Here is a 24,453-nt window from a genome sequence, read left to right as displayed (position 1 = left end):
ATAATTATTATTGTATTGCATAGATCATAGTTAAAAACAGGAATTGGTCAACCAAAAATGCCGCTTAAGAGTGAAGGTCATTTGACCTTCACCATGATGATTATCTTACTGCGCGGATGCGTTCTACCATACGGTAAAGCATCGGATCAGTTTTCTTGATGTCGTCGTACATAGGTTTGACCGCTTCTTCAAACGATTTTTTATCAACATCAACAAACTTGACCCCAATTTTTTCTGCGTTCTGGCGCTCCTTCGCTTCTGATTTTTCCCATAGCTTTGTCATATATTCCGAAGAGTCGGCTGCCGCATCCATGAGGATTTTTTGTTGTGTTGATGACAGTTTATTTAGCGATTTATTAGAAATCACCAGGACATCCGGCACCATCGTGTGCTTATCCAGTGAGAAATACCTTGCAACTTCACTGTGACGGCTCAGGTTGAAAGAGGGAATATTGTTCTCTGCGGCATCTACGACACCCTGTTGCAGGGCGGTATACAGTTCGCCGTAAGCCAATGGTGTTGGGTTGCCGCCCAAGTTTTTCACCATTGAAATGGCGGTTGGGCTAGGTTGTACACGGATTTTCATGCCTTTTAAATCCGCAGGAGTACGGATAGGCTTTTTAGCGTAAAAGCTGCGTGCTCCGGCTTCATAATAGGTTATTCCGACAAACCCGCTGTTTTTGCTGGAAGCGAGGATCTCTTTACCGATCTCTCCGTTTTTGATTTTTTCGTAGTGTGCTTTATCACGGAACAGATAGGGTAAATTAAACGCAGAATAGGCGGGTGTAAAAGCTTCCAGTTCTGCCGCGTTAGATTTGACTAAATCCAGCGCCCCATTTTGCATCAGCTCCATCGATTCCCGCTGGTTGCCCAATTGTGCATCTGGATAAATCCGAATACGAACATCGCCATTTGTTTTTTGGCGAACTTCATCAGCAAACTGAGTCATTGCCTTGTGTACTGCGTGATCGCGGTTATGGTTATGACTGAGTTTTAATGTTGTCACTGCCATGACTTGTGATGCTCCCAAGGCGAACATTGCGCCGATGACAGTGCATAAAACACGCTTAGAATTGTTCATTGTTCGTTCTCCAATTGCTGTAAATAGGTTACGGGTACAACTGAACTGACGGTCAAACCATAAACACCACTTTGGCTTTCGTCAAAAAGTAAAAACCATTTGGTTGACCAAGATCCCAAAACAGCCCGGTTTTTTGGTTAACCAATCAGTTTGTGATCCCGCTCACTGGATGTTTTTTTGACCTGGATCTTATAATCCGGGTGACGTAAAGTGCTTTTTACTTATTTTGGTCAAGCAGTTTTCCCCTATCTGGTTAACCAAACGAGGCTTCATTAAGGCCAATAAGGACAAACCCCATGAAAAACCTGGTGGATTGCATCAATAAAGGTTTGGCATTTTTTACCCTCTGCCTTTCCACTTTTTTGGTGTTTTGTGTCACATGGCAGGTGGTTTCCCGCTATGTGCTGGGTACGCCGAGTACGGTAACGGATGAGCTTGCCCGTTATCTGTTTATGTGGGTCGCCATGATTGGCGCGGCATATACCACAGGTCAACACCGTCACTTAGCTATCGACCTGTTAATGATGAAACTTAAGGGGACAGGTAAAAATATTGTGGGTTTGGTGATACAGGCGGCGGTAGCGTTGTTTGCTGCGGTCGTACTGGTGTATGGCGGATCGGTATTGGCTATCTCAACGCTTGAAAACGGGCAAATTACACCGGCGTTAGGGCTACAGATGGGATATGTCTACTTATGTTTGCCAATCAGTGGAGTGCTGATGATTTTCTATGTGCTGGCAGACATTGTTTCTCTGATTCAGAATTTTTCAGGTAAAGACACTGCGGTTTCTGAAAGTCATTAACATCACCAGACAGAAGAGGATGAGTTTATGGATTGGCAAGTGGTTTTAGCTTTGTTTGGTAGCTTTGCTGTGCTGTTAGCACTTGGTATACCCGTATCCTTTGCGATTAGTTTGTCGTCATTACTGGCAATTATGATGACTCTGCCAATGGAGGCGGCAATTACCGTTGTCGCTCAACGTATGGCTGTGGGTGTTGATAACTTCTCTTTACTGGCGATCCCGTTTTTTATTCTGGCGGGAAATATGATGAATCAGGGGGGGATCGCTGCCCGGCTGATTAATCTGGCAAAAGTCATTGGTGGCCGTTTGCCTGGCTCTCTGGTTCACGTCAATATTATGGCGAACATGTTTTTCGGGGCGATTTCAGGTTCAGCGGTGGCATCGGCTGCGGCAGTTGGTGGGACGATGGCACCAATGCAGAAAAAAGAGGGCTATGAGCCGGAATATTCTGCTGCTGTCAACATTGCCTCCTGTCCTGCGGGTTTGTTGATCCCGCCCAGTAATACCTTGATTGTTTATTCACTGGTTTCTGGTGGTACATCCATTGCCGCCCTGTTTCTGGCAGGCTATATTCCCGGCATTCTGATGGGGGTATCCCTGATGATTGTGGCGGCGATTATTGCCAAGTGCCGTAATTATCCGGTATCGCCAAAGCCGACATGGAACGAGTTTTTTACCACCTTGGTTCGCGCCTTGCCTTCCCTGATGCTGGTTGTGGTCATTATGGGCGGTATCATTGCCGGTATTTTTACTGCGACAGAGGCTTCGGCGATTGCTGTGTTGTACAGCTTTGTTTTAGCGGTACTGATTTATCGTGAAGTCAGTATCGCTAAACTGCCAAAAATCATTCTCGATTCTGCTGTGACCACCTCCATTGTTCTGTTGCTGATTGGTGCATCAATGGGAATGTCTTGGGCAATGGCGAATGCTGATCTGCCCTATTTGATCGCTGATGCATTGATGGCGGTTTCTGAAAACCCGTTGGTTATTCTGTTGGTGATTAATCTTATTTTGTTGCTGATCGGCACTTTTATGGATATGACCCCGGCGATTCTGATTTTCACCCCGATTTTCCTGCCGGTGGCACAGAATATGGGGGTTGACCCGGTACACTTCGGTATCATTATGACTTTCAACCTGGCTATTGGTATCTGCACGCCGCCGGTAGGTAGTGCGCTGTTTGTTGGCTGCTCTATCGGTGAGGTCAGCATTAATAAGGTACTGAAACCTTTGGTGCCTATGTACTGTGCTTTGATTATCGCTCTGATGCTGGTGACTTTTATGCCGCAACTGAGCCTGTGGTTGCCTCAGATGTTACTGAGTTACTGATTATTCAGATAATCTGCTTCGTTAAAGGAACTATTCCATGATCCGTAATATAGCCAACGGTGAAATCAGTCCTGTTGCTTCTTTTCCTGCCTATGATCGCCAGAAACTGGATACCCGCATTGTTCATCTGGGGTGTGGCGCTTTTCACCGGGCGCATCAGGCGGTTTTTACTCATCACATGCTGGAAAAAACCGGCAGTGATTGGGGGATTTGTGAAGTCAGTTTGTTCTCCGGTCAGACGCTTATTCAGCAACTTAGAGATCAAGATTGCTTGTGTACCATTGCGGAAAAAGGGGCAGAACAAACTGAGCTGAAAATTATCGGCTCGATGATCGATGCTTTACACCCTGAGTTGGTGGGTCAGCAAGGTATTCTGGAAACTATGGCACAGCCGCAGGTGGCGATTATCTCGCTGACAATTACCGAGAAAGGCTATTGTACCGATACTGCCAGTGGCAAATTGGATGTGAATAATGCGTTGATTCAACAAGATTTAGCCAATCCAACAGCGCCTAAATCGGCTATCGGATATATTGTTGAAGCGCTTCGCTTGCGCTATGAGCGTGGCTTATCACCGTTGACGGTGATGTCCTGCGATAATGTCAGAGAGAATGGCAAAGTTACCCGTGAAGCGGTGATTGGTTTTGCCTGTTTACGAGATGAAAAACTGGCGCAGTGGATTGAGCGGAATGTGACGTTCCCATGCACTATGGTTGACCGCATTGTTCCGGCGACGACGCCTGAATTGCTGGAAGAAATAGCTGAACAATTGGGTGTCTATGACCCATGCGCAATTGCCTGTGAGCCTTTCCACCAATGGGTAATTGAAGATAATTTTGTGAGTGGCCGCCCAAACTGGGATGTGGCAGGAGCACAATTTGTTGAGGATGTGGTGCCTTTTGAAACCATGAAATTGCGAATGCTCAACGGCAGCCATTCATTTTTGGCTTATCTGGGCTATTTGGGAGGATATGCGCATATTGCTGACGCAATGACGAACCCCGATTACAGGCAAGCCGTTTTGGATCTGATGCTGAAAGAGCAGGCACCAACTCTGACGATGCCGGCAGGAACGGATCTTTTCCAATATGCACACCTCCTTATTGAGCGTTTCAGTAATTCCAGACTTAAGCACCAGACCTGGCAGATAGCAATGGATGGCAGCCAGAAATTACCCCAACGTATGCTTGATTCTGTCACTTATCATCTGGCGAATGACAGCGATTATTGGTATCTGGCCTTGGGCATTGCTGGCTGGATGCGTTATATCAGCGGCAAAGATGAGCAAGGCGAATTGATTGATGTACGTGATCCGTTGGTTGACCAATTTAAATCTATTTATCGGCAACATGGATTATCTGTTGATGTAGTTCCCGCATTGTTGGCTGTTTTTGGTGGCCCATTGTCAGACAATCCGCATTTTGTGCGGGTAGTGAGTGACGCTTACCAACAATTATTAGACTACGGCGCACGTCGCGCTGTGGCGACACGCTGATCTGGGCGTAGGAAAAAGAGATGAAAAATTTTATGTGTGAAGATTTTCTTCTGAACAATCAAACAGCCCGTCAGCTATATCATGAACACGCCGCAGCTATGCCGATTTATGACTATCATTGCCATCTTAATCCGCGTGAAATTGCCGAAAATCGCCGTTTTGATAACCTCGGTCAGATTTGGCTGGAAGGGGATCACTATAAATGGCGGGCAATGCGTTCTGCGGGGGTTGATGAATCACTGATTACCGGCAAACAAACCAGTGATGATGAAAAATATCAAGCGTGGGTGAAAACAGTACCACTGACGTTGGGAAATCCGCTTTATCACTGGACTCATCTGGAATTACGCCGTCCGTTTGGTATTACTGGGAAAGTGTTCGGGCCGGAAACTGCGGATGAAATCTGGCATCAATGCAATGAAAAGCTGGCGACACCGGAATTTTCAACTCGTGGCATTATGCGGCAGATGAATGTGCGTATGGTTGGAACGACGGATGATCCGGTGGATTCTCTGGAATATCACCATCAAATCGCCGCAGATGACAATTTCGATATCGAAGTATTACCCAGTTGGCGTCCTGACCGCGTATTTAAAATTGAGCTGGCGGGTTTCACGGATTACATCAAACTGCTTGAGGCTGCGGCTGATGTGTCGATCTCTGCTTTTGCTGATCTATTACATGCGCTGGAGAGTCGTCTTGATCATTTTGCCGTGCATGGCTGTCGGGCGGCTGACCACGGTATAGAAAATCTGCGCTATGCACCGGTTCCTGATGAAGCTGTATTGGATAGGATCCTGCAAAAACGGCTGACTGGCGATATTCTTTCTGAACTCGAAATTACGCAGTACACAACGGCGGTTCTGATATGGCTTGGCCGTCAATATGCGGGCCGTGGTTGGGTCATGCAGATGCATATCGGCGCTATCCGTAACAATAATACTCGCATGTTTCATTTGCTCGGTGCGGATAGTGGCTTTGATTCCATTGGTGATAGCAATATCGCCTGGCCGCTATCCCGGTTGCTGGATAGCATGGATGTGACAGATGAATTACCGAAAACAATTCTCTACTGCCTGAATCCTCGGGATAACGAAGTGATTGCTACGATGGCGGGTAACTTTCAGGGGAGCGGTATTGCCGGTAAAGTACAGTTTGGTTCAGGCTGGTGGTTCAATGATCAGAAGGATGGCATGTTGCGCCAGCTTGAACAATTTTCCCAACTTGGGCTGTTGAGTCAGTTTGTCGGCATGTTGACCGATTCCCGTAGCTTTCTCTCATACACACGACATGAATACTTTCGTCGGATTCTTTGTAACTTATTGGGGCAATGGGCAGAAAATGGGGAAATTCCTAATAACAGAGCAATGTTAGGGCAGATGGTTGAGAATATTTGCTTTCATAATGCCCGCCGTTATTTTGCCTTGCCGGGAGAAAACCAATGAAGCGGATTGCATTTCTTGGTGAATGTATGATTGAGCTTAATGGCGCGCCTTTCGGCACTATGCATCAGACTTTTGGTGGTGATGCGTTGAACAGTGCGGTTTATTTAGCACGGGCAAGCCAGAAAAAGATTGCGGTTCATTTTGTGACTGCGCTGGGAATGGACTCACTCAGCGAAGGCATGATCAAACATTGGCAGGATGAGGGCATCGATACGCATCTGGTGTTGCGTGATCCTGCTCATCAGCCAGGGTTATATCTGATTCAGCTTGATGAGCAGGGAGAACGCAGTTTTCTGTACTGGCGTAATGATTCTGCCGCTCGTTATATGGTTCGCCATCCTGATTTCTTTTCTGTTATTCAATCGTTGCAACAGATGGATGCTATTTATCTCAGTGGCATCAGCCTGGCTATCTTGCCTGCTGATGATCGTGAAATATTACTGAATCTGTTAGCTGAACTGGCTGCACAAGGAAAAACAATAGTTTTTGATAGTAATTACCGTCCGGCATTATGGGAAAATGTGGCAGAAACCCGGACTTGTTATCAGAAATTACTCTCTTTCACTTCATTGGCTCTGGTGACAGATGACGATGAAAGCAATTTATGGGGTGATAAATCAGTGACAGAAATCATGATTCGCCTCGAATTGGCAGGGGTTAAAGAAGCTATTGTTAAAGGGGGTGCCGCCGGTTGCTATTATCAGAATTTGGTGCAGGGTACGCCGATTGAACAGATCCCAACCGAGCTGGTTAGTAAAGTGGTCGATACCACGGCTGCGGGAGATGCTTTTAACGCCGGTTTTTTGGCTGGATATCTGACAGATTGCTCAGTACAACAAGCGGTAAAAATGGGGCATGGTCTTGCGGGTATCGTTATTCAGCATAAAGGGGCGATTATTCCAATTAGCGCCACCAAAACGATAATTGATAGCTTCTTTTAAGGGGAGGAGAAAAAGCGATGAAACAAATGATTGAGCAGTTACGCCAGCTAAAAATTGTCCCGGTGATTGCGGTTGATCGTGCGGAAGATATTATTCCGCTGGGTAACGCGCTGGCTGACAATGGCTTGCCGATAGCAGAAATTACTTTCCGTTCTGCGGCAGCAGCAGAAGCGATTCGTCTGCTAAAAGAAGCTCGGCCGGATATGCTGATTGGCGCAGGAACCGTTCTGAATCGTGAGCAAGTGGTTGCTGCCAGAGAAGCGGGGGCGACTTTTATTGTTTCTCCGGGTTTTAATCCAAATACCGTCAAAGCCTGTCAGGAACTGAATATTCCGATTATTCCGGGTGTGAATAATCCCAGTGCGATTGAAGGAGCAATGGAGTTGGGGCTAAAACTGCTGAAATTCTTCCCGGCAGAACCTTCCGGTGGTTTGCCGATGATTAAAGCGATACTGGCACCTTATACTGAACTCCAGATTATGCCTACCGGAGGTATTGGGCTGAAGAATATCCGTGATTATCTTGCAGTACCGCGTGTTGTGGCGTGTGGCGGCTCATGGATGGTGAGTAAAGTGCTGGTGGATAGCCAGAATTGGCAAGAAATTGGTCGTCTGACCCGTGAGGCGGTGGATTGGGTTAATGTTTAGCCACTAGGAGAGTGGCTAAACTTCCAACGATCTGCACCTCGGTTTTTTTCTCAGCTATTTGGTAAGCTTGGTAGATTAGAAACAGAATAGACGGGCAGTAAGGAAATAATTCGATGGGCGTAACCCTACAGGAAATACTCGATCTCCAAACATTGGTTGAAACCAGCGAAGTTGAATTCAAATTAGCCAATGGCAGAGACGGCAAAGGCGAATTGCCCCGCGATTTTTGGCCAAGTTACAGTGCCATGGCGAATAGCGGAGGAGGCTGGGTTATTCTTGGTGTGAAAGAAAAAAAAGGTAAATTCACGCCAGTTGGTGTTGAAAACGTAGAGAAAATAAAATCCGATTTATTTAATACCGTTAATAACCCATCCATGGTCAGTATTAATTTACTAACTGATAGTTGTGTTCAATCTGTAAAATTACAGGGAAAGAATGTTGTTGCTGTTCGTATCCCTGCTGCGCTACGTAAACAAAAACCCGTGTTTATAAAAGGTGATCCTTTAAAAGGCACCTATCAGAGAAGAAATGAAGGTGATCAGCTTTGCAATGTTGAGACAGTGAAACGTTGGTTGGCAGAGCAGGTTGAAGACGAGCGAGATGCTCGTCTTTTGACTGGCTTCGATATGTCTGACCTTAATATGGATAGTCTAAAGACTTTTCGACAACTACTTGCTAGTGCAAAACCTAACCATCCTTACTTGGAACATGAGCTTCCTGAATTTCTGCGTTTAATACGAGCATGGCGTAAAGATCGAGCAACTGGACAAGAAGGTTTAACACTTGCTGGTATTCTGATGTTTGGCAACTGGGATGCCATTATGGAGGCTGCTCCACATTACTTTGTTGATTATCAGGAAAGGCCAGAGGCTAAAACTGAATTACGTTGGATTGATCGTATTTATCCAGATGGTACGTGGTCTGGGAATTTGTTTGATTTCTATCGTAGAGTCTACCGGAAATTAATCACTGATCTTAAAGTTCCTTTCGGGATCAAACATGGTCAGCGTCAAGATGACACACTGGTCCATATTGCGTTACGTGAAGCATTGGTTAATACATTAGTGCATGCAGATTTTACAGGAAGGGTATCCATATTGGTTGTAAAACGACCTGATATGTTTGGTTTTCGTAATCCTGGATTAATGAGAGTACCGATTGAATTTGCAATTAAAGGTGGAGATAGCGACTGCCGGAATAGGATCATGCATCAAATGTTTTTGCTAATTGGTTTAGGAGAACGGGCTGGATCCGGGTTACCTAAAATATATAGTGGATGGTCTTCTGCTGACTGGCGTCGGCCTAATTTATATGAACGCCAAACACCAGAACAAACCTTATTAGAGTTGCCTACCGTTAGTTTGATTCCTGAAAATATCTTAATGCAGTTAAGACTTAGGTTTGGTGCTAAATTTGAACAACTAGAAAATTTTGATCGAATGATTTTAGCCACAGTTGCCGGAGAGGGATGGATTAATCATCAACGGGCCTGTGAACTAACAACGTTACATTCCCGAGAAGTAACTTTGTCTTTTCCTCGTCTTGAACGTAAAGGGCTTTTGGTTTCGTCTGGTGAAAAACGGAATAAATCCTACACATTACCGGGTATGTCGTTACCGAATCCAGAAGAGATTTTTTCCTCTGAAACAATAAATAGTGTTAACAATGGATTGGACTTATCTCAAAAGGAGACTAGCTTTCCTCATAAGGAGCCCAGCTTGCCTCATAAGGAGTCTAACTTGCCTCATAAGGAGCCCAGCTTGCCTCATAGGGAGTCCAGCTTGCCTCATAAGGAGTCTAACTTGCCTCATAAGGAGTCCAGCTTGCCTCATAAGGCTCCCAACTTGCCTCATGCGGCTTCAAGTCTTCAAATCACCCGGGATGAGTTAGGGCGCCTCATTCCTGCTTCGTTTAGCCTGCCATTTATTGATAACTTAGAGCATATGACACCAGATTTAAGAGAAAAATTGCAAAAAATTGCAAGACCGGCCTATGAAAACCGACGATTAGAACCGGAACAAATGCAACTGATTATCACGGAACTTTGTTATTCTCATTATATCCGTATTGATGTGTTAAGTACGCTACTCAATCGCTCCGCGAAAAATCTTAGACAACGCCATATAAAGCCACTGCTTGATAAACAATATTTGCTTATGGCATTTCCACAAACACCGAATCATCCTAATCAGGGGTACACTGCCAGAATGTCATCACAGGGGTAACACCTTTTGCTAAATTAGGTGGGGATTCTTTAAGGTACAGTCCTACCTAAATAATATGGATGGAAATTATGGCAGAAAAGTATGGGAGGATATTTAATTTCCTGTATGTGGAAAAATAGGTTTATAAATAGAATTTCATAATACCGATACAGTTGGTCTATTCGATTGATATCTGAAAATGGCCACTCTGACCCGCTTTGTGCTATGCATACTGAAACCCTTGTTGTGTAAGGCGTTGGCAAGGTGTATCACTATTTTGAAAAGTTATTTATATTCGATAGTTATTTCTGCTCCCTGGGCTAACCAATTATTTAGTGTGTTATTAACTTATTTATTAATTTCATCAAGATGTTCAATTAATTTATTTTTGTCGAAGCCTTTTTCTTAAGTTATTTACTAAAACGATAAATATCAACTAATTTAAGCTCTGTAATAGAAGATTGGTAAATTGCAGCTTTATCTAGATTATAATTTCCTAAATCGTCGGTATCATAGACTTTAGACCATGTATTATTTGTTGCTTTGTTTAACGCTAGGAACATAAAGTGAGCCATTGAGTGTGCGGCATTTGCTCTGTGTCTTGTTTCATTATTCACGGATAGAGTTACTTTCTTCCCTATAAGATCTTCCTCAGATATTTATTGTAAATCAGGTAAATAGTGTGCTGGAATGATCTTGTCTGGAGATGTTACTTGTTACGTTATTTCCCGGTCTATATATAAATGACCCTCGATAAGACCCGCCGTGTAAACTTTTGTTACCACTAACTCTTTGTCATCTATTGAAATTATTCCGGTATCATGTAATTGATCCAGCCATTTTCGTATTCCATAACCCCGATAATGTGAGATTCTAACGTCAGGGTTCCCAGCATAAATGAAGTTTCTGCTTCCAATAGTTCATTAATATTCATATCAGTAGCCATGTAACATCTCGCTAGTTATAATTTTTTGGATTAAAAATAGACAATTGAAATGATCAGATATATGATATATATACCTGATGTGTATAGGAGGGAGTAGATGTGGTTGCTATGGTAAGAATTAATATAGATTTGCCGGAAGAAACAATCAGAAAGCTTGAAGTTTTAAAAGAGCGCTTTCCTGATAAGTCACGTGCTGCGCAGATCCGAAAAGCAATAGATGCTTATCTTGATGCCAGTATTTCAGAACAGAATAACCATGCCTTTGGTTTATGGGGGGATAAAAAGCAAGATGGATTGGAATATCAGAATAGTTTACGTAAGGAATGGCAATGATTGCTATGAAGTCGCTATTCGATACTAATATATTGATTGACTATTTAAATGGATATGAACAAGCTGCCGAGACATTAAAAAAATATGGGAACAGTCCAGCTATTAGTTGCATAACTTGGATGGAGGTTATGGTGGGAGCTAAGAAGCTGGACAAGGACAAAGAAAACGCAACAAGAATTTTTTTAGATAGTTTTGAAATTCTCAGTGTCACAAGTGACGTAGCAGAACGCGCAGTAACAATCCGGCATGAGAAAAAGATAAAGCTCCCTGATGCAATAATCTGGGCGACATCTCAACAAAATGGGCGGCTATTGATTACCAGAAACCCTAAAGATTTTAAGGATGGCGCTGGGATTATTCTTCCCTATGAGCTGCCCGGTTCAAAAATAGATTGATATTTTTATATATCCTTCGTGATATAAAACGCCTGATGAATTTCTTCGGAGTATGCAGTGTTTCAGTAGATAATGTTGTTGTTTATTGGCTAAATCGTTCACTTTATGGAGTAGAAACTCTGTCTTCAATATCTTATTGATTTATTTCTGCCAGTTTGTTTTTATAATAGCCATGGAATTATGTCATTTAAAGGAATGCGGATATGTTTACTTCCAGATTAGCAATGTTGCATTTATTATGTAAATCCACCCTTCATTATTATAAATAGCTATGCCAATTTATGCGTCAATCCTGAATTGAAAAGACTGATGTAACATTGAAGGGAGAAATATGACATAAATTCAACATAATAAAAACCGCGAGAATGTTAAAAACATTTTCGCGGTAGTCGCATTTTTTAAACGGGAAGAGCAATGACTTATTGTGAAGAAAAATCAAATCTCGATACGTGGTTTAGCATTCTCCGCCAGCCATGTGGCAATACGTTGCTTCTGTGCTTCATTCAGCCACATACCCAGCTTGGTACGGCGCCAGATGGCATCATCCAGCTCAACAACCCACTCGTTATTGACCAGATAGTGTAGCTCTGCTTCATACAAACCTTGGCCGAAGGACTCACCGAGATCTGTTAGATTGTTAGCACCTTGCAGAATCAGTTCGCTGTTGCTGCCGTAAGTACGGGCATAGCGTACCGCAACGCCTTCCGGTAACCAGTTGTAGCGTTTACGCAGTAAGCGAGCATAACCGTCACGGTCACAGCCTTCTAAATTACCGCCCGGTAACTGACCATTTTTAGTCCAGGCTTCTCCGGCATTGGGGTAGTATTGAATCATCTTCTCCATTGCGTGTTCCGCCAGCTTACGGTAAGTGGTCAACTTACCGCCGAATATAGACAATAATGGCGCTTTGCCCTGCTCATCATGAATATCGAGTGTGTAGTCACGGGTAATTGCCTGAGGTGAATCAGATTCGTCATCACACAGTGGACGTACACCGGAATAGGTCCAGACAATATCTTCACGGCTAATTTGTTGCTTAAAGTGATTGTTATAGACTTCCAACAGATAGTTTATCTCTTGATCGTCAATCTTCACCTCTTTTGGATCGCCGTTATATTCCACATCGGTTGTTCCGATAATGGAGAATTCATCCATCCAGGGAATCACAAATACGATACGATTATCTTCGTTTTGCAGAATATAAGCTTGTGGCTCATCATGCACTCTTGGCACCACAATATGGCTGCCTTTGATCAGGCGAATACCATAAGGTGATTTCAGTTTCAGACCATCGTCAAAGAATTCTTTAACCCAAGGACCGGTGGCGTTAACTAGACCTTTTGCACGCCAGGTATGGGTTTTACCTGTCCGCAGATCTTCGGCTTCAACCATCCAACCATCTTGTTCACGCCATGCACGGGTAACTTTTGTTCGGGTACGGACTTCTCCACCGTGTTTTTTGACTTCCTGAGCGTTAAGGACAACTAAACGAGCGTCATCAACCCAGCAGTCGGAATATTCAAAGCCGCGGACTAATTCTGGTTTCAGAACGGAATGAGCACCGAATTTTAGCCCTTTACTGCTCGGCAGGCTGACACGCTTGCCTAAATTGTCATAAAGGAACAGACCAATGCGGATCATCCATGCCGGGCGCAGGTGTGGCTGGTGCGGCAGACGAAAACGCATTGGGAAAGCGATGTGTGGTGCGAGATTCAATAAAACTTCACGTTCTGCCAGCGCTTCGCTGACCAGACGGAATTCATAATGTTCCAGATAACGCAGGCCACCGTGGATCAATTTTGAACTGGCGGATGACGTGGCTTTAGCTAAGTCTTGCGCTTCTAGCAGCAGAACAGATAGCCCCCGGCCAGCGGCATCTGCCGCGATACCCGCGCCGTTGATCCCGCCGCCGATCACAATCAAGTCTTTGGTTTCCATGCATCCCCCTAAAATGTTCGAAACAGTTCTTTAATGTTCGTTTTCGCTCACAATTGTAATCAGAAATTGCTCAATAGCCAATATATAACTAAGAAAAAATATATTCGCGTGATGTAGCTAACAAATATTATCGTACCAGTATGATTTATATGGCATTAATTAGGAAGCTATTAAAGAGAGTATTACGTGGAATGAGAAGCGGGACTGGGGATAGTGTTATCCCCAATAAGAGAAAAATGGTTAGCAGAGTTCGAGCTGAACGTTATGTTGTTCAACCACTTTTTGGATGCCTGGCGGGGGAGGTTGGTCAGTAAATAAGAAATCAATGAGATTCATGTTACCCAGATTGACCATAGCGTTACGACCAAATTTAGAATGGTCAGTCACCAACATGACGCAACGGGAATTTTCGATAATTGCGCGTTTAATGCGGACTTCATGGTAATCAAACTCCAGTAGTGAGCCATCCATATCGATACCACTGATGCCGAGAATGCCGTAATCGAGCCGAAACTGGGAGATAAAGTCCAGTGTAGCTTCACCGATAATCCCCCCATCACGGGTACGAATTTCCCCACCCGCCAGGATTAAACGGAAGTCTTCCTTTGTCATCAATAGGGTAGCTACGTTGAGGTTATTAGTGACGATCCGCAGATTTTTATGATTTAGCAGTGCGTGAGCGACGGCTTCCGGTGTCGTGCCGATATCAATAAACAGTGTTGCGCCGTCCGGGATATGGCTGGCAACACGTTGGGCAATACGGGCTTTTTCTTCTGACCACATGCTTTTGCGGTCATTATAAGCGGTATTGACTGAACTTGATGGCAATGCGGCACCGCCGTGATGTCGCTGTATTTTGTTTTTGTCTGCCAAGTCGTTCAAATCACGGCGGATAGTCTGGGGGCTGACATTAAAGTGTTCAACCAACTCTTCAGTACTGACATAGCCCTGAAGACGTACCAGCTCAACTATTGCATCATGCCGTTGAGTTTGCTTCACGATAGTCCCCTAATTTTCTTAAAAATGCCGGTTGTGAGTGTTATTTTTGAAGGTATGACGGTTGTCCCACAGCGCCATCAGTAAGCCGATAATTAAACCAGAAAAATGGGCCGCGTTGGCAATAGCGAGTCCAAACGTGTCGAAGTAGCCAATAATCAGCCAGAGGATCGAAAAAGCCATCAAACCACGGGGAACGCTAATGCCGCGCTCAGGTGCACGTTCACCGGTTAACCAGACATAACTAATTAAAGCGTAAACAACACCGGAAAGGCCGCCAAAATGAGAGCCACTGAATAATGATTGTCCCCAGCCGCTGAAAACAGCGGAAACAATAGTGATAACAAACAGCTTGCCTGTACCAAGGTGCTTTTCTGTTTGTCCGCCAAGATACCACCACCACATGAGATTAAAGATGATATGCAATAGTGAGAAATGCAGTAAACCATGAGTAACCCAACGCCATAGCTCCAGGTGCTGATTGTTATCAGGCCAGGCCAGCCAGGACATAACCTGATAATCCCCAGCGAACTGCATCCAGAGATAAACAACGATATTTAGGATCAGAACCGTCATTGTCAGCGGGCCAGCCTGACGACTCAAATATTGCCAATTCAGGTTGTTATGGTATTTCAATGAGTGATTCACATCGCCGGATTGCCAGCTGGCCGCCTGGTAACGTTCGTTCAGCGGATCACGGGTAAATTGTTCCAGCTCTTGTTGAACCAAGGTGAGTTTAGTGTCATCTTCCAGCCACAGCTCTACGTGCTGCCCATCGTGACCCAGACGCATAGTCAGATGTACTTGATGAGTTGCCATATAATCGATAAAAGCTTGTGCCAGGCGCGGGTTTGAAATAGCTATTACGCGGATCATGAGGTGTTGTTATGCCAGATTATGTAATAAGGAATCAACAGCTTGAGGATAGTCTCTCTGCCAGGCTTCAAAGCCGCCATTAATGCTGTAAACCGCTTCAAAACCTATGTTCAGTAAATACTGAGCGGCGCTCTGACTGCTGTGACCGTGGTAACACATGACCATTACAGGTTGTTCGAAATTGGCCTGCAACATAAATTCATTTAATGTGTCATTGGTTAAATGAAAGGCTCCGGACGCATGACCGCCCCGGAAACTTTGTGGATCGCGGATATCCACCATAATGGCGGATTTATCTTGCCAATGTTGATAAGCCTGTTCAGGGCTGATTGTTTGAAAATGTTCCATATATATTCTGAATTGCTCTTAGAACTTAGAGATTATCCCATTAAGTTATTATTGTAGTGATATTTTCCCGACGGTTATCCGAACGGGAAAGTCAGTTGTCAGTAATAAGAGTGTTCACCGCGTTGATGTTCAGTCAAGTCTCTTACACCTTTTAATTCCGGGAACATGTTCAGTAACTCTTTTTCAATCCCTTCTTTCAGAGTGACATCGACCATTGAACAACCATTGCAACCGCCGCCGAACTGAAGGATAGCTAAACCATCGTCAGTGATTTCCATCAGGCTGACGCGGCCACCGTGACCTGCTAATTGTGGGTTAATCTGTGACTGTAAGACATATTCCACCCGTTCGATCAGTGGAGAGTCATCAGAGACTTTGCGCATTTTGGCGTTAGGGGCTTTTAGTGTTAGTTGAGAGCCTAATTGATCAGTAACAAAGTCAATTTCTGCCTCTTCAAGGAACGGCGCACTCAGCTCGTCAACGTAAGCGGACAGTTTCTCAAATTTCAGCTCAGTATCTGTTGCTTCAATGGCGTCAGGTGGGCAGTAAGACACACCACACTCTGCGGTAGGTGTACCCGGATTGATGACAAATACGCGGATTTGCGTGCCCGGTTCTTGGTTTGCCAGTAATTTGGCAAAATGAGCTTGCGCTGCTTCAGTAATATTAATCATATCATTTGCTCAATAGTTGACTGCTTTAGTTGGTTATAATACGCCCATTCTCATCTTGACTACAAGGTTCGGCAAATCGCCCAGACCTGCACTGAGCGGGCGCCAGCACGAATTAACAAACGGGAAATTTCGGTCATCGTCGCACCGGTGGTAATCACATCATCAATTATGGCTACATGTTGTCCTGTGATGGTGCCACAAAGCCGGAACGCTTTCCTGAGATTAGTTTTACGACGTGCCGCTGATAAATTTCTTTGTGCTAGTGTAGCACGCGTCCGTTGCAGAATGCTTTGCTGATAATCGCATTGTAGCCATTCTGATAGTTGCTTTGCGATTAATACACCTTGATCAAATCCCCGTTTCCAGCGTCTGTGTCGGTGCAGTGGCACACTGAGCAGAATATTGGGTTTATACCATCGTCCATCGCGATAGCCTTGTTGCCAGTGCAGCAGAAACAGACGCGCCAGAACTGACGCAAGTTGTGGTGTGCTGTGATATTTATAGCGGCGAATCAAGCCGCTCAATGGTGGGCGATAATCGGTAATCGCGATCATATGTTCCCATAGCGGGGGGTTCTTGATACAGCGTCCACAAGGCAGTGAAGTTAATTCTGAGGGCAGTGCACAACGAGGGCACATATTTGTCAGACGTTTCAGCCGCTTGTTGCAAAAGCTGCATATTCCATGATGTGGAAACCAAAGAGGCTGATGGCATAGCCAACAGTACCCAACCATTGTTAGCATAGGATTCTTCCTTGATGGCAAATAAAGTTGAGAATAACAATGGCTGATCTGTTTTGGCAGACTTCTGCGGGAGATTCGCGTGATCTTGTGTTGCTGCACGGCTGGGGATTGAATGCGGAAGTTTGGCGTTCCATTGAAATGCGATGCGCTCCGCATTTTCGTTTACATCTGGTGGATTTGCCGGGCTATGGCCGCAGTCAAAAATACGGTCCGATGAGCCTTGATGATATGGCGGATGAAGTCTGGCGGTATGCACCTGAAAATGCGTTATGGCTGGGTTGGTCGTTAGGTGGGCTGGTTGCCAGCAGGATTGCGCTTGACCACCAGGATAAGGTTGCCGGATTAATTACTGTGGCGTCTTCACCACATTTCAGTGCAGAAGGTGACTGTCCGGGGATCAAACCTGAGGTTTTGAGCGGTTTCGAGCATCAGCTTAGTGAAGATTTCCAGCGCACAGTAGAGCGTTTCCTTGCTTTGCAGACATTGGGTACAGCTAGTGCCCGTCAGGATGCGCGGTTACTGAAATCCGTTGTATTGGCGCAGCCGATGCCTTCTGTTGAAGTGCTTAATGTTGGTTTGGAGATTTTGCGTACTGAAGATTTAAGGGAGCCTTTGGCTGAACTTTCCATACCGTTCTTGCGTATTTACGGTTATCTGGATGGTTTAGTGCCAAGAAAAGTTATCAGAATTCTTGATGAGAAATGGCCGCGTTCAGTTTCCGCTATGATGCGTCATGCCGCCCATGCGCCTTTTATTTCTCATCCTGATGAATTTGTTGGATTATTGATTGATTTTATCAGCAGAGAAGCGTTTTGAGGCTGATAATATAACCAACTTATTATTGGCGTGGTTTGGAAGAGTCGAGCTTCCGCCGCATGGATGCGGCGGTTCGATTGATTTTTTCTGTGTATAAATAAAAACCTGCCAATCTCGTTGGTGAACTGACGTTATCGCGAGTGTTAGTGGGCATAATTTTTTGAGTGATTTTATTGGGCGCATATGCCGCGACTCTGGAAGCATATAACGATATTCAGATCCGTAAAATATTGATGAAACAGCTTAAGGATGCACGTAAAGCGTTGCATCTGACTCAGCAAGATGTTGCTCAGAAAATTGGCACTCAAAAGCAAAATATCAGCCGTATGGAAAATGGCAAGAGTGTGCCAAATCTGGATACTTTAAGCCGCTATGCTGCCGCACTTGGAGGAGCATTTATTTTCCAAATGCCTGTAAATCAATAGCCTGTATGTACTTGAACTAAGAGTTTTTATTTTTAAATGAATAACGGTAGGATCAACCTGTGGTTTATAACCCACTTGGTAAATAAATTGTTGATAAACTCTACTTTTTTAAAATAGGGTTTATCTTGAACTCATCAATATATGATGAGCTGTTCTATAATATGATTCAGTATTTCCCAGTGATCCGATAAACCGCCGTATCACATTTCTGTATTTCAGGGCATTGTTTGCAACTGCCGCTCAGGCAGGCAGTTGCATCAACCTTTTCCAGTTTGCCCATCACTACGAGCTGTTCAAGCATAGCGGCAATCATCTGTACGGACGCACAAAGCTGGCGGCTCAACAGTCGGGCATCTGCCCGTCCATTCAGAGCGACTGCATCCCTTACTTTTAACAGGCTAATCATTTTCAACTCCTAGTGACAGTTTCCACTGGAGCAGTGGCAGCTATTTCCAGTGTTGCTGCTCAGTTTCATCGTCACGCGGCTGCGTGCGCGTCGTAAGAAGGAAAACACAAGTGTGTTAAAGAGGGTAACTGCCAGAATGATGATCAGACTGCTTTGTGGGTGCTGTGAGAAAGTCACCATTTGATAGAACAGAGCTGAGATTGAGTAAGCCACATTCAGCCCCCACAGAATGGAAAATGTCATCCAGCCACGACTTGTCTCACGGGCAATCGCGCCCATCACAGAAACACAGGGCACATATAACAAAACGAAGATCAGATAACTGTACGCTGAAATAGCGGAGCCAAATTTTGTACTCATGATTCCCATAGAACCGCTATCCATCTCTCCGTCGCCTTTACTGGCTTCGATTGGGTTGGAAAGTACGCTCAAAGTGAAGGTGTCTTTCAGGCTTTCCCAGGTCTCACCAGCAGCATCTTTCAGTTCACCAAGCAGGTTGAATCCATCTGCATCAAATGGCTCATTTGTAATGCTTTCTGCGGTGTACAAGGTATTCAGTGTCCCGACAACCACTTCTTTTGCCATCGCACCGGTTATCAGTCCTACGGCTGCCTGCCAGTTATCTGCGTGAACGCCAATTGGCTGTAACAGTGGTGTAATAACTTTGCTGACGGAAGCCAGCGCTGATTGGTTGATGCTATCCACGGTTTTACCAGAGAAAGAGAAGCTATTGAGCGCACCGATAAACATACTGGCGATAACAATGACTTTACCTGCACGGATAACAAAACCTTTCAGGCGTTGCCATGTTTGCAACAGCAGGGTTTTCAGATGTGGAATATGGTAAACCGGCAGCTCCATCACAAATGGCGAGGCTTCACCACGCATGATAGTGTATTTCAGCATCAGGCCAGTCAAAATCGCGACTACAATGCCCAGTATATAAAGAGAGAAAACAACGGTTGCACCATTTTTTCCGAAGAATGCAGCGGCAAAAACGGCAAAGATGGCCAGCCGTGCACCACAAGACATAAATGGTGCCATCATAATCGTGATCAGGCGCTCACGCGGTGCATCCAGCGTTCTTGCTCCCATAATTGAGGGTACGTTGCAACCGAAGCCAACGATTAACGGGACAAAAGATTTACCCGGTAGCCCCAGAACCTGCATCAGACGATCCATAACAAACGCCGCCCGCGCCATATAACCGGAGTCCTCAAGGAAAGAGAGGAACAAATACATCATGCCGATTTGTGGTACCAGTGGTAGAACGGTGTTGATTCCACCACCAATACCTTGCGCAAGGAAAATAGTCAGCCATTCAGGAAAATGTAACGTATGACCAAGCCATTGAACGCCATGAATGAAAACAGCGATAGAACCTGCGTCGAAAATAGGCTGTAATGCACCACCGATATTAATCGCCAGTACGAACATTAAATACATAACAGCCAGGAAAATGGGCACACCCAACCAGCGATTGAGGATGATGTTATCAATTGTCTGGGTGAGTTTGTTTGGCATGGCTTTTTGGTTGTCGATCACGGCCATGCATAATGTGTTAATACTTTGATAGCGTGCATCGGCAATAACCAGTTCAGGTTCTTCGCATTGCTGTTGTTGCAGGCGTTCTTTGGATTCAGCCAGCATTGAGGCCGCAAGGCCGGAGCGTTCCAGGCTGTAAATGTCCCCTTCAAGTACCTGAAGGGCTAACCAACGGCGTTGTTGAGTATTAAAATCGTTTGAGATTACACCAGAGAGTTGATCAACTTCTTGTAACAAGCTGTCTGGGTAGCAAATCAATGATTGCGCCGAATTTTGTTTATGGCGGTCAATTGCTTGTTTCAGCTCATTGCGTCCGGTTGCGCGGGTTGAAATCATTGGAATGACCGGACAGCCGAGTTGCTTCTCCAATTCAGCAATATTGATTTGAATATGCTGGCTTTTAGCGATATCCAACATATTCAGCGCAACAATGCATGGAATGCCTAATTCCAACAGTTGTAATGTCAGATAGAGATTTCGCTCAAGGTTAGAAGCGTCTACGACGTTAATCAGCATGTCAGCATCACCGCTCAGGATGTAGTGGCAGGCTATCTGCTCATCGAGTGATGTTTGTTCAGAAATTGTGGTTAGAGAGTAGGTTCCCGGCAGGTCAACCAGCTCAATTTTATGGTCCTCTGTGGTAAAACGGCCAACTTTGCGTTCTACCGTGACGCCTGCCCAGTTGCCTACACGTTGACGGGCACCGGTAAGTTGGTTAAATAACGTCGTTTTGCCGGCATTGGGATTGCCGATTAAGCCAATGGTCAGTGCTTTCATATTTTTGATGCCAAATTAGGAGTAACAGTTTTATTGCTTGCAATGGATTATGCGTTGCATTGGGCGTCGTCTAATGTGAGAAATTCCAGATCTTTTTTTCTCAGAATCAGGTTAACTCTGCGGGTCTCAATTTGTATCGGATCACCTAAAGGTGCTAAACGGACAACATGAAAAGAGGAACCGGGCAACATGCCTAATGACAGCAATTTCTGTCGGTAAGCTGGGCTGATCTTGGGAGAAAAGCCAATGATCTTGTAACTGTGGTCTGGAAGAAATTGCATATAACCTTCCGGGATGTGTGATAAGTAAAAGAATCTTGAGAACTAAAGTCGTACTTATATTAGATAAAGTACGATTTTCATCCTATGCATGTTAATTGCAAATAAGAATAATAACCAACATTAATTTCAATATTAATCGCATTTTTAATCATTGGATGTTCAGTAAGTCACTCAAGTTGACAAGGATAAGTGGATTTGGATTTTGCCTGATGGCAGAGATGAGATATGCACTGCTAAAGCAGTGCATATTGTTTGCAATTATAAGATTATCAACGTTTTTTTCCGAATGCGGCGGCCAGTGCGTCACTCATGGCACTGTTTCCGGCTGGCGTTGAAGCGCGCGGAGTAGTACGGTTTTTGTCATTGCGTTCAGGGCGGCGGTCAGTTTGAGTATTACTACTGCGACGTGAGTGGGTTTCTCCCGGTTGTTCATCGAGCCGCATGGTCAGCGCGATACGCTTACGGTTCAGATCAACTTCCAGCACTTTGACTTTGACGATATCACCTGCTTTTACTACGGTGTGAGGATCTTCCACAAAGCGATCGGACAGCGAAGAGATGTGCACCAGGCCATCTTGATGAACGCCGATATCGACAAATGCGCCGAAGTTAGTCACGTTAGTGACTGCACCTTCCAGTACCATCCCCGGACGCAGGTCATTCATCGTTTCCACCCCGTCAGCGAAGGTTGCGGTTTTAAACTCCGGGCGTGGGTCACGGCCAGGTTTTTCCAGCTCTTTCAAAATATCGGTAACGGTTGGAACACCAAATTGTTCTGTGGTGAAATCCTGAGGCTTCAATCCTCGCAATGAGGAAGGATTGCCCATCAATTCCTGGAGTTTTTGTTCAGTGGCTGCCAGAATTTTCTCAACCACCGGATAGGCTTCCGGGTGAACAGTCGAGGCATCCAGCGGGTTATCACCGTGATTGATACGCAGGAAGCCGGCACACTGTTCAAACGCTTTTGGACCAAGGCGGCTGACTTTCAGTAATTGTGCACGGTTATTGAAGCGGCCATTCTCATCGCGCCAGTTTATGATGTTTTGGGCAATCATACGGGTCAGTCCGGCAACTCGGGTTAATAGAAGAACAGATGCGGTATTCAGATCTACGCCGACGGCGTTTACACAATCCTCAACTACCGCGTCCAGTTTTTTGGCAAGCTGAGTCTGGCTGACATCATGTTGATATTGACCTACACCGATAGATTTCGGATCGATTTTCACTAATTCAGCCAGTGGATCTTGCAGGCGGCGGGCGATAGAGACTGCACCGCGCAGTGAAACGTCCAGATCAGGAAATTCCTGGGCCGCCAGTTCAGAGGCAGAATAAACAGATGCGCCTGCTTCACTGACAATCACTTTTTGGCCTTTTATCTCCGGGAACTGTTTTTGGACATTGGCGAAGAAACGTTCTGTCTCGCGGGAAGCGGTGCCGTTACCGATAGCGACCAGTTCCACTTGATGTTTGATACACAATGCGGCCACGCTGGCGGCTGCTTTGGCAGTTTGCCCGGTGTGCGGATAGATAGTGTCTGTGGCAATCAGTTTGCCGGTTGCATCAATGACGGCAACTTTAACACCGGTACGCAGACCCGGATCGAGCCCCATTGTTGCGCGCATACCCGCTGGTGCGGCCATTAACAGATCTTGCAGGTTACGGGCGAATACCTTGATAGCTTCATCTTCTGCTTTTTCACGTAAAGTGCTCATCAATTCTGTTTCAAGATGCAGCAATACTTTGACACGCCAGGTCCAGTTTACGACGGCTTTGCGCCAGCTATCCGCCGGTGCATTGTTCAGGCGCAGATTAAGATGCTGGGTAATAATCTGTTCGCAGTAGCTCTCTTTGGGTGGTTCATCAAACTGGGGATCAGCATTTAGGGAAAGTTGCAGTATTCCTTCATTACGGCCACGGAACATGGCTAATGCGCGATGAGAGGGGACCTGTGCGATAGGTTCATGGTAATCAAAATAATCGCGGAATTTAGCGCCTTCCTCTTCTTTTCCTGTGGCGACTTTGGCGACCAGATGGGCATTTTTCCATAAATAGTCACGAACTTTTGCCAATAATGCTGCATCTTCAGCGAAACGTTCCATCAGGATATAACGAGCGCCATCCAAAGCGGCTTTGGTATCAGCTACCCCTTTATCGGTATCAACAAAGGTAGCGGCAATTTGCTCCGGTTCTTGTTGTGGATCTTGCCACAGAGAGTTCGCCAGAGGTTCAAGACCTGCTTCAATAGCGATTTGCCCACGGGTACGACGTTTCGGCTTGTATGGCAGATAAAGATCTTCCAGTTCTGTTTTGCTCAGGGTTCCATTAATTGCTTCGGTCAGTTCTGGTGTCAGCTTGCCTTGCTCGTCAATGGATTTAAGAATGGTTTGGCGGCGGTCCGACAGTTCGCGCAGATAACCAAGGCGGCTCTCAAGTTGGCGAAGTTGGGTGTCATCCAGACCGCCGGTGGCTTCTTTACGATATCGTGCAATAAAAGGGACAGTATTCCCTTCATCGAGCAGACTCATCGCTGAAAGTACTTGTTGTGGCTGGGCCTGTAGCTCACTTGCAATAATTCGGCTTAAAGATTCATTCATGTTGTGTTTTCTTCTGGTGGATAGGCTTCAAATATTCGCAAAAACCCCTTTATACGTTCTGAGAGAAACAATTTCCAGTTCGCGTCTGATCTTATTCTGATGGTTACGACATAATTCGACGAACTTACTTGTCGGTTACGTTATAGAAACTGCGATTAAATCAAATTTTTTCAATAGATTTTTCGTGTAAAGAATGGCTACATTGTTTGCAAAGGCGAGCTTGCTTTGAGTTTTTACACAGAAATATTGATGAAATAAGGTTGTTATCGCAACTGTAGCCAATTATTGTTACTCGCCCGTTTTTGGCATTAGAGGGAACTTAGGGGGGGAGATAGTAAAGTTGTGGCACCTTTATATGCTGTGAATATAAAGGTGTTTATTATATTTTAAATATGAAAGGTGATATTTACACACA

24 protein-coding genes are annotated in these 24,453 nt (G+C 45.0%); 11 read left to right on the top strand and 13 right to left on the bottom strand.

Going from position 1 to position 24,453, the window contains the following annotated elements; genetic code table 11:
• Positions 1–100: 100 nt before the first annotated feature.
• Positions 101–1,081 (bottom strand): TRAP transporter substrate-binding protein, encoded by a 981-nt coding sequence (locus C5471_RS12465; protein WP_133814398.1) that lies wholly within the window; start codon positions 1,079–1,081, stop codon positions 101–103.
• A 296-nt stretch (positions 1,082–1,377) separates the two neighbouring features.
• Between C5471_RS12465 and C5471_RS12460 the strand changes: the two genes are divergently transcribed.
• The 7 genes from C5471_RS12460 (at position 1,378) to C5471_RS12430 (ending at position 9,966) form a co-directional block, all read left to right on the top strand.
• Positions 1,378–1,884, top strand: coding sequence for a TRAP transporter small permease (locus tag C5471_RS12460; protein ID WP_133814397.1), 507 nt, complete (start codon positions 1,378–1,380; stop codon positions 1,882–1,884).
• Between the two features lie 27 nt (positions 1,885–1,911).
• Positions 1,912–3,213: a TRAP transporter large permease gene (locus C5471_RS12455; RefSeq protein WP_133814396.1), complete on the top strand. Its 1,302-nt coding sequence runs from the start codon at positions 1,912–1,914 to the stop codon at positions 3,211–3,213.
• 37 nt (positions 3,214–3,250) lie between these two features.
• Positions 3,251–4,708, top strand: a complete 1,458-nt coding sequence (locus tag C5471_RS12450) for a fructuronate reductase (protein ID WP_166295914.1) — start codon at positions 3,251–3,253, stop codon at positions 4,706–4,708.
• A 20-nt stretch (positions 4,709–4,728) separates the two neighbouring features.
• Positions 4,729–6,153 carry a glucuronate isomerase gene (uxaC, locus tag C5471_RS12445; RefSeq protein WP_133814395.1) on the top strand — a complete coding sequence of 475 codons (1,425 nt, stop codon included), beginning with the start codon at positions 4,729–4,731 and terminating at the stop codon, positions 6,151–6,153.
• Positions 6,150–7,094 carry a sugar kinase gene (locus C5471_RS12440; RefSeq protein ID WP_133814394.1) on the top strand — a complete coding sequence of 315 codons (945 nt, stop codon included), beginning with the start codon at positions 6,150–6,152 and terminating at the stop codon, positions 7,092–7,094. The genes uxaC and C5471_RS12440 overlap by 4 nt, the downstream gene beginning before the upstream one ends.
• A gap of 17 nt (positions 7,095–7,111) precedes the next feature.
• Positions 7,112–7,741 carry a bifunctional 4-hydroxy-2-oxoglutarate aldolase/2-dehydro-3-deoxy-phosphogluconate aldolase gene (locus C5471_RS12435; RefSeq protein ID WP_133814393.1) on the top strand — a complete coding sequence of 210 codons (630 nt, stop codon included), beginning with the start codon at positions 7,112–7,114 and terminating at the stop codon, positions 7,739–7,741.
• Positions 7,742–7,854: 113 nt separating this feature from the next.
• Complete coding sequence (locus C5471_RS12430) at positions 7,855–9,966, top strand: RNA-binding domain-containing protein (protein WP_133814392.1); 2,112 nt, start codon at positions 7,855–7,857, stop codon at positions 9,964–9,966.
• Positions 9,967–10,355: 389 nt separating this feature from the next.
• Here C5471_RS12430 and C5471_RS24370 read toward each other — a convergent pair whose 3' ends face one another.
• Both C5471_RS24370 and C5471_RS24365 read right to left on the bottom strand, forming a co-directional pair.
• Entirely contained in the window at positions 10,356–10,562 is a 207-nt protein-coding gene (locus tag C5471_RS24370; RefSeq protein WP_242688685.1) for a hypothetical protein, read from the bottom strand.
• 191 nt (positions 10,563–10,753) lie between these two features.
• Positions 10,754–10,891: a hypothetical protein gene (locus C5471_RS24365; protein ID WP_242688684.1), complete on the bottom strand. Its 138-nt coding sequence runs from the start codon at positions 10,889–10,891 to the stop codon at positions 10,754–10,756.
• Positions 10,892–10,990: 99 nt separating this feature from the next.
• Here C5471_RS24365 and C5471_RS12420 point away from each other — a divergent pair, with 99 nt between their 5' ends.
• Together C5471_RS12420 and C5471_RS12415 are read left to right on the top strand one after the other, a co-directional pair.
• Positions 10,991–11,224 (top strand): ribbon-helix-helix protein, CopG family, encoded by a 234-nt coding sequence (locus C5471_RS12420; protein ID WP_479687637.1) that lies wholly within the window; start codon positions 10,991–10,993, stop codon positions 11,222–11,224.
• Complete coding sequence (locus C5471_RS12415) at positions 11,221–11,619, top strand: type II toxin-antitoxin system VapC family toxin (protein WP_133814391.1); 399 nt, start codon at positions 11,221–11,223, stop codon at positions 11,617–11,619. Before C5471_RS12420 ends, C5471_RS12415 begins: the two co-directional genes overlap by 4 nt.
• Positions 11,620–12,054: 435 nt before the next feature.
• On the opposite strand, the gene glpD is transcribed toward C5471_RS12415, so the two are convergent.
• The 6 genes from glpD to gntX all read right to left on the bottom strand — a co-directional run bounded on the left by glpD (position 12,055) and on the right by gntX (position 17,194).
• Positions 12,055–13,557, bottom strand: coding sequence for a glycerol-3-phosphate dehydrogenase (gene glpD / locus C5471_RS12410; RefSeq protein ID WP_133814390.1), 1,503 nt, complete (start codon positions 13,555–13,557; stop codon positions 12,055–12,057).
• Between the two features lie 240 nt (positions 13,558–13,797).
• On the bottom strand, positions 13,798–14,556 hold the full coding sequence (locus C5471_RS12405; protein WP_133814389.1) for a DeoR/GlpR family transcriptional regulator: 759 nt from the start codon (positions 14,554–14,556) through the stop codon (positions 13,798–13,800).
• A gap of 18 nt (positions 14,557–14,574) precedes the next feature.
• Positions 14,575–15,429 (bottom strand): rhomboid family intramembrane serine protease GlpG, encoded by an 855-nt coding sequence (gene glpG, locus C5471_RS12400; protein ID WP_133814388.1) that lies wholly within the window; start codon positions 15,427–15,429, stop codon positions 14,575–14,577.
• A gap of 9 nt (positions 15,430–15,438) precedes the next feature.
• A complete protein-coding gene (glpE, locus tag C5471_RS12395; protein ID WP_133814387.1) occupies positions 15,439–15,777 on the bottom strand; it encodes a thiosulfate sulfurtransferase GlpE in 339 nt (112 codons plus the stop codon).
• 98 nt (positions 15,778–15,875) lie between these two features.
• Positions 15,876–16,451, bottom strand: coding sequence for a Fe-S biogenesis protein NfuA (gene nfuA / locus C5471_RS12390; protein ID WP_133814386.1), 576 nt, complete (start codon positions 16,449–16,451; stop codon positions 15,876–15,878).
• A 59-nt stretch (positions 16,452–16,510) separates the two neighbouring features.
• Entirely contained in the window at positions 16,511–17,194 is a 684-nt protein-coding gene (gntX, locus tag C5471_RS12385; protein WP_166295911.1) for a DNA utilization protein GntX, read from the bottom strand.
• A gap of 39 nt (positions 17,195–17,233) precedes the next feature.
• On the opposite strand from gntX, the gene bioH reads away from it, so the two are divergent.
• Complete coding sequence (gene bioH / locus C5471_RS12380; protein WP_133814385.1) at positions 17,234–18,010, top strand: pimeloyl-ACP methyl ester esterase BioH; 777 nt, start codon at positions 17,234–17,236, stop codon at positions 18,008–18,010.
• Between the two features lie 164 nt (positions 18,011–18,174).
• Complete coding sequence (locus C5471_RS12375; RefSeq protein ID WP_341351431.1) at positions 18,175–18,435, top strand: helix-turn-helix domain-containing protein; 261 nt, start codon at positions 18,175–18,177, stop codon at positions 18,433–18,435.
• 166 nt (positions 18,436–18,601) lie between these two features.
• Here C5471_RS12375 and C5471_RS12370 read toward each other — a convergent pair whose 3' ends face one another.
• From C5471_RS12370 to C5471_RS12355, 4 genes are all read right to left on the bottom strand, one after another.
• Entirely contained in the window at positions 18,602–18,841 is a 240-nt protein-coding gene (locus C5471_RS12370) for a FeoC-like transcriptional regulator (protein WP_133814383.1), read from the bottom strand.
• A 9-nt stretch (positions 18,842–18,850) separates the two neighbouring features.
• Complete coding sequence (gene feoB / locus C5471_RS12365) at positions 18,851–21,163, bottom strand: Fe(2+) transporter permease subunit FeoB (protein ID WP_133814382.1); 2,313 nt, start codon at positions 21,161–21,163, stop codon at positions 18,851–18,853.
• A gap of 47 nt (positions 21,164–21,210) precedes the next feature.
• The gene (gene feoA / locus C5471_RS12360) at positions 21,211–21,444 is read right to left on the bottom strand and encodes a ferrous iron transporter A (protein WP_133814381.1); all 234 of its coding nucleotides are present in this window, start codon (positions 21,442–21,444) and stop codon (positions 21,211–21,213) included.
• 269 nt (positions 21,445–21,713) lie between these two features.
• Positions 21,714–24,038, bottom strand: coding sequence for a Tex family protein (locus C5471_RS12355; RefSeq protein WP_133814380.1), 2,325 nt, complete (start codon positions 24,036–24,038; stop codon positions 21,714–21,716).
• Between the last annotated feature and the right edge of the window lie 415 nt (positions 24,039–24,453).

The sequence above is a fragment of the Photorhabdus tasmaniensis genome (assembly GCF_011189505.1).
Taxonomy (GTDB): Bacteria; Pseudomonadota; Gammaproteobacteria; order Enterobacterales; family Enterobacteriaceae; genus Photorhabdus; species Photorhabdus tasmaniensis.
The sequence above is the reverse complement of the archived record's forward strand: the minus strand, read 5'-3'. Positions and strand labels throughout refer to the sequence as shown.

Bases quoted from the DNA above. Each gene is read 5' to 3' on its own strand.
- C5471_RS12465 (WP_133814398.1), bottom strand. From the start codon at position 1,081: ATGAACAATTCTAAGCGTGTTTTATGCACTGTCATCGGCGCAATGTTC.
- C5471_RS12460 (WP_133814397.1), top strand. From the start codon at position 1,378: ATGAAAAACCTGGTGGATTGCATCAATAAAGGTTTGGCATTTTTTACC.
- C5471_RS12455 (WP_133814396.1), top strand. From the start codon at position 1,912: ATGGATTGGCAAGTGGTTTTAGCTTTGTTTGGTAGCTTTGCTGTGCTG.
- C5471_RS12450 (WP_166295914.1), top strand. From the start codon at position 3,251: ATGATCCGTAATATAGCCAACGGTGAAATCAGTCCTGTTGCTTCTTTT.
- uxaC (WP_133814395.1), top strand. From the start codon at position 4,729: ATGAAAAATTTTATGTGTGAAGATTTTCTTCTGAACAATCAAACAGCC.
- C5471_RS12440 (WP_133814394.1), top strand. From the start codon at position 6,150: ATGAAGCGGATTGCATTTCTTGGTGAATGTATGATTGAGCTTAATGGC.
- C5471_RS12435 (WP_133814393.1), top strand. From the start codon at position 7,112: ATGAAACAAATGATTGAGCAGTTACGCCAGCTAAAAATTGTCCCGGTG.
- C5471_RS12430 (WP_133814392.1), top strand. From the start codon at position 7,855: ATGGGCGTAACCCTACAGGAAATACTCGATCTCCAAACATTGGTTGAA.
- C5471_RS24365 (WP_242688684.1), bottom strand. From the start codon at position 10,891: ATGGCTACTGATATGAATATTAATGAACTATTGGAAGCAGAAACTTCA.
- C5471_RS12415 (WP_133814391.1), top strand. From the start codon at position 11,221: ATGATTGCTATGAAGTCGCTATTCGATACTAATATATTGATTGACTAT.
- glpD (WP_133814390.1), bottom strand. From the start codon at position 13,557: ATGGAAACCAAAGACTTGATTGTGATCGGCGGCGGGATCAACGGCGCG.
- glpG (WP_133814388.1), bottom strand. From the start codon at position 15,429: ATGATCCGCGTAATAGCTATTTCAAACCCGCGCCTGGCACAAGCTTTT.
- glpE (WP_133814387.1), bottom strand. From the start codon at position 15,777: ATGGAACATTTTCAAACAATCAGCCCTGAACAGGCTTATCAACATTGG.
- nfuA (WP_133814386.1), bottom strand. From the start codon at position 16,451: ATGATTAATATTACTGAAGCAGCGCAAGCTCATTTTGCCAAATTACTG.
- gntX (WP_166295911.1), bottom strand. From the start codon at position 17,194: ATGCTAACAATGGTTGGGTACTGTTGGCTATGCCATCAGCCTCTTTGG.
- bioH (WP_133814385.1), top strand. From the start codon at position 17,234: ATGGCTGATCTGTTTTGGCAGACTTCTGCGGGAGATTCGCGTGATCTT.
- C5471_RS12370 (WP_133814383.1), bottom strand. From the start codon at position 18,841: ATGATTAGCCTGTTAAAAGTAAGGGATGCAGTCGCTCTGAATGGACGG.
- feoB (WP_133814382.1), bottom strand. From the start codon at position 21,163: ATGAAAGCACTGACCATTGGCTTAATCGGCAATCCCAATGCCGGCAAA.
- feoA (WP_133814381.1), bottom strand. From the start codon at position 21,444: ATGCAATTTCTTCCAGACCACAGTTACAAGATCATTGGCTTTTCTCCC.
- C5471_RS12355 (WP_133814380.1), bottom strand. From the start codon at position 24,038: ATGAATGAATCTTTAAGCCGAATTATTGCAAGTGAGCTACAGGCCCAG.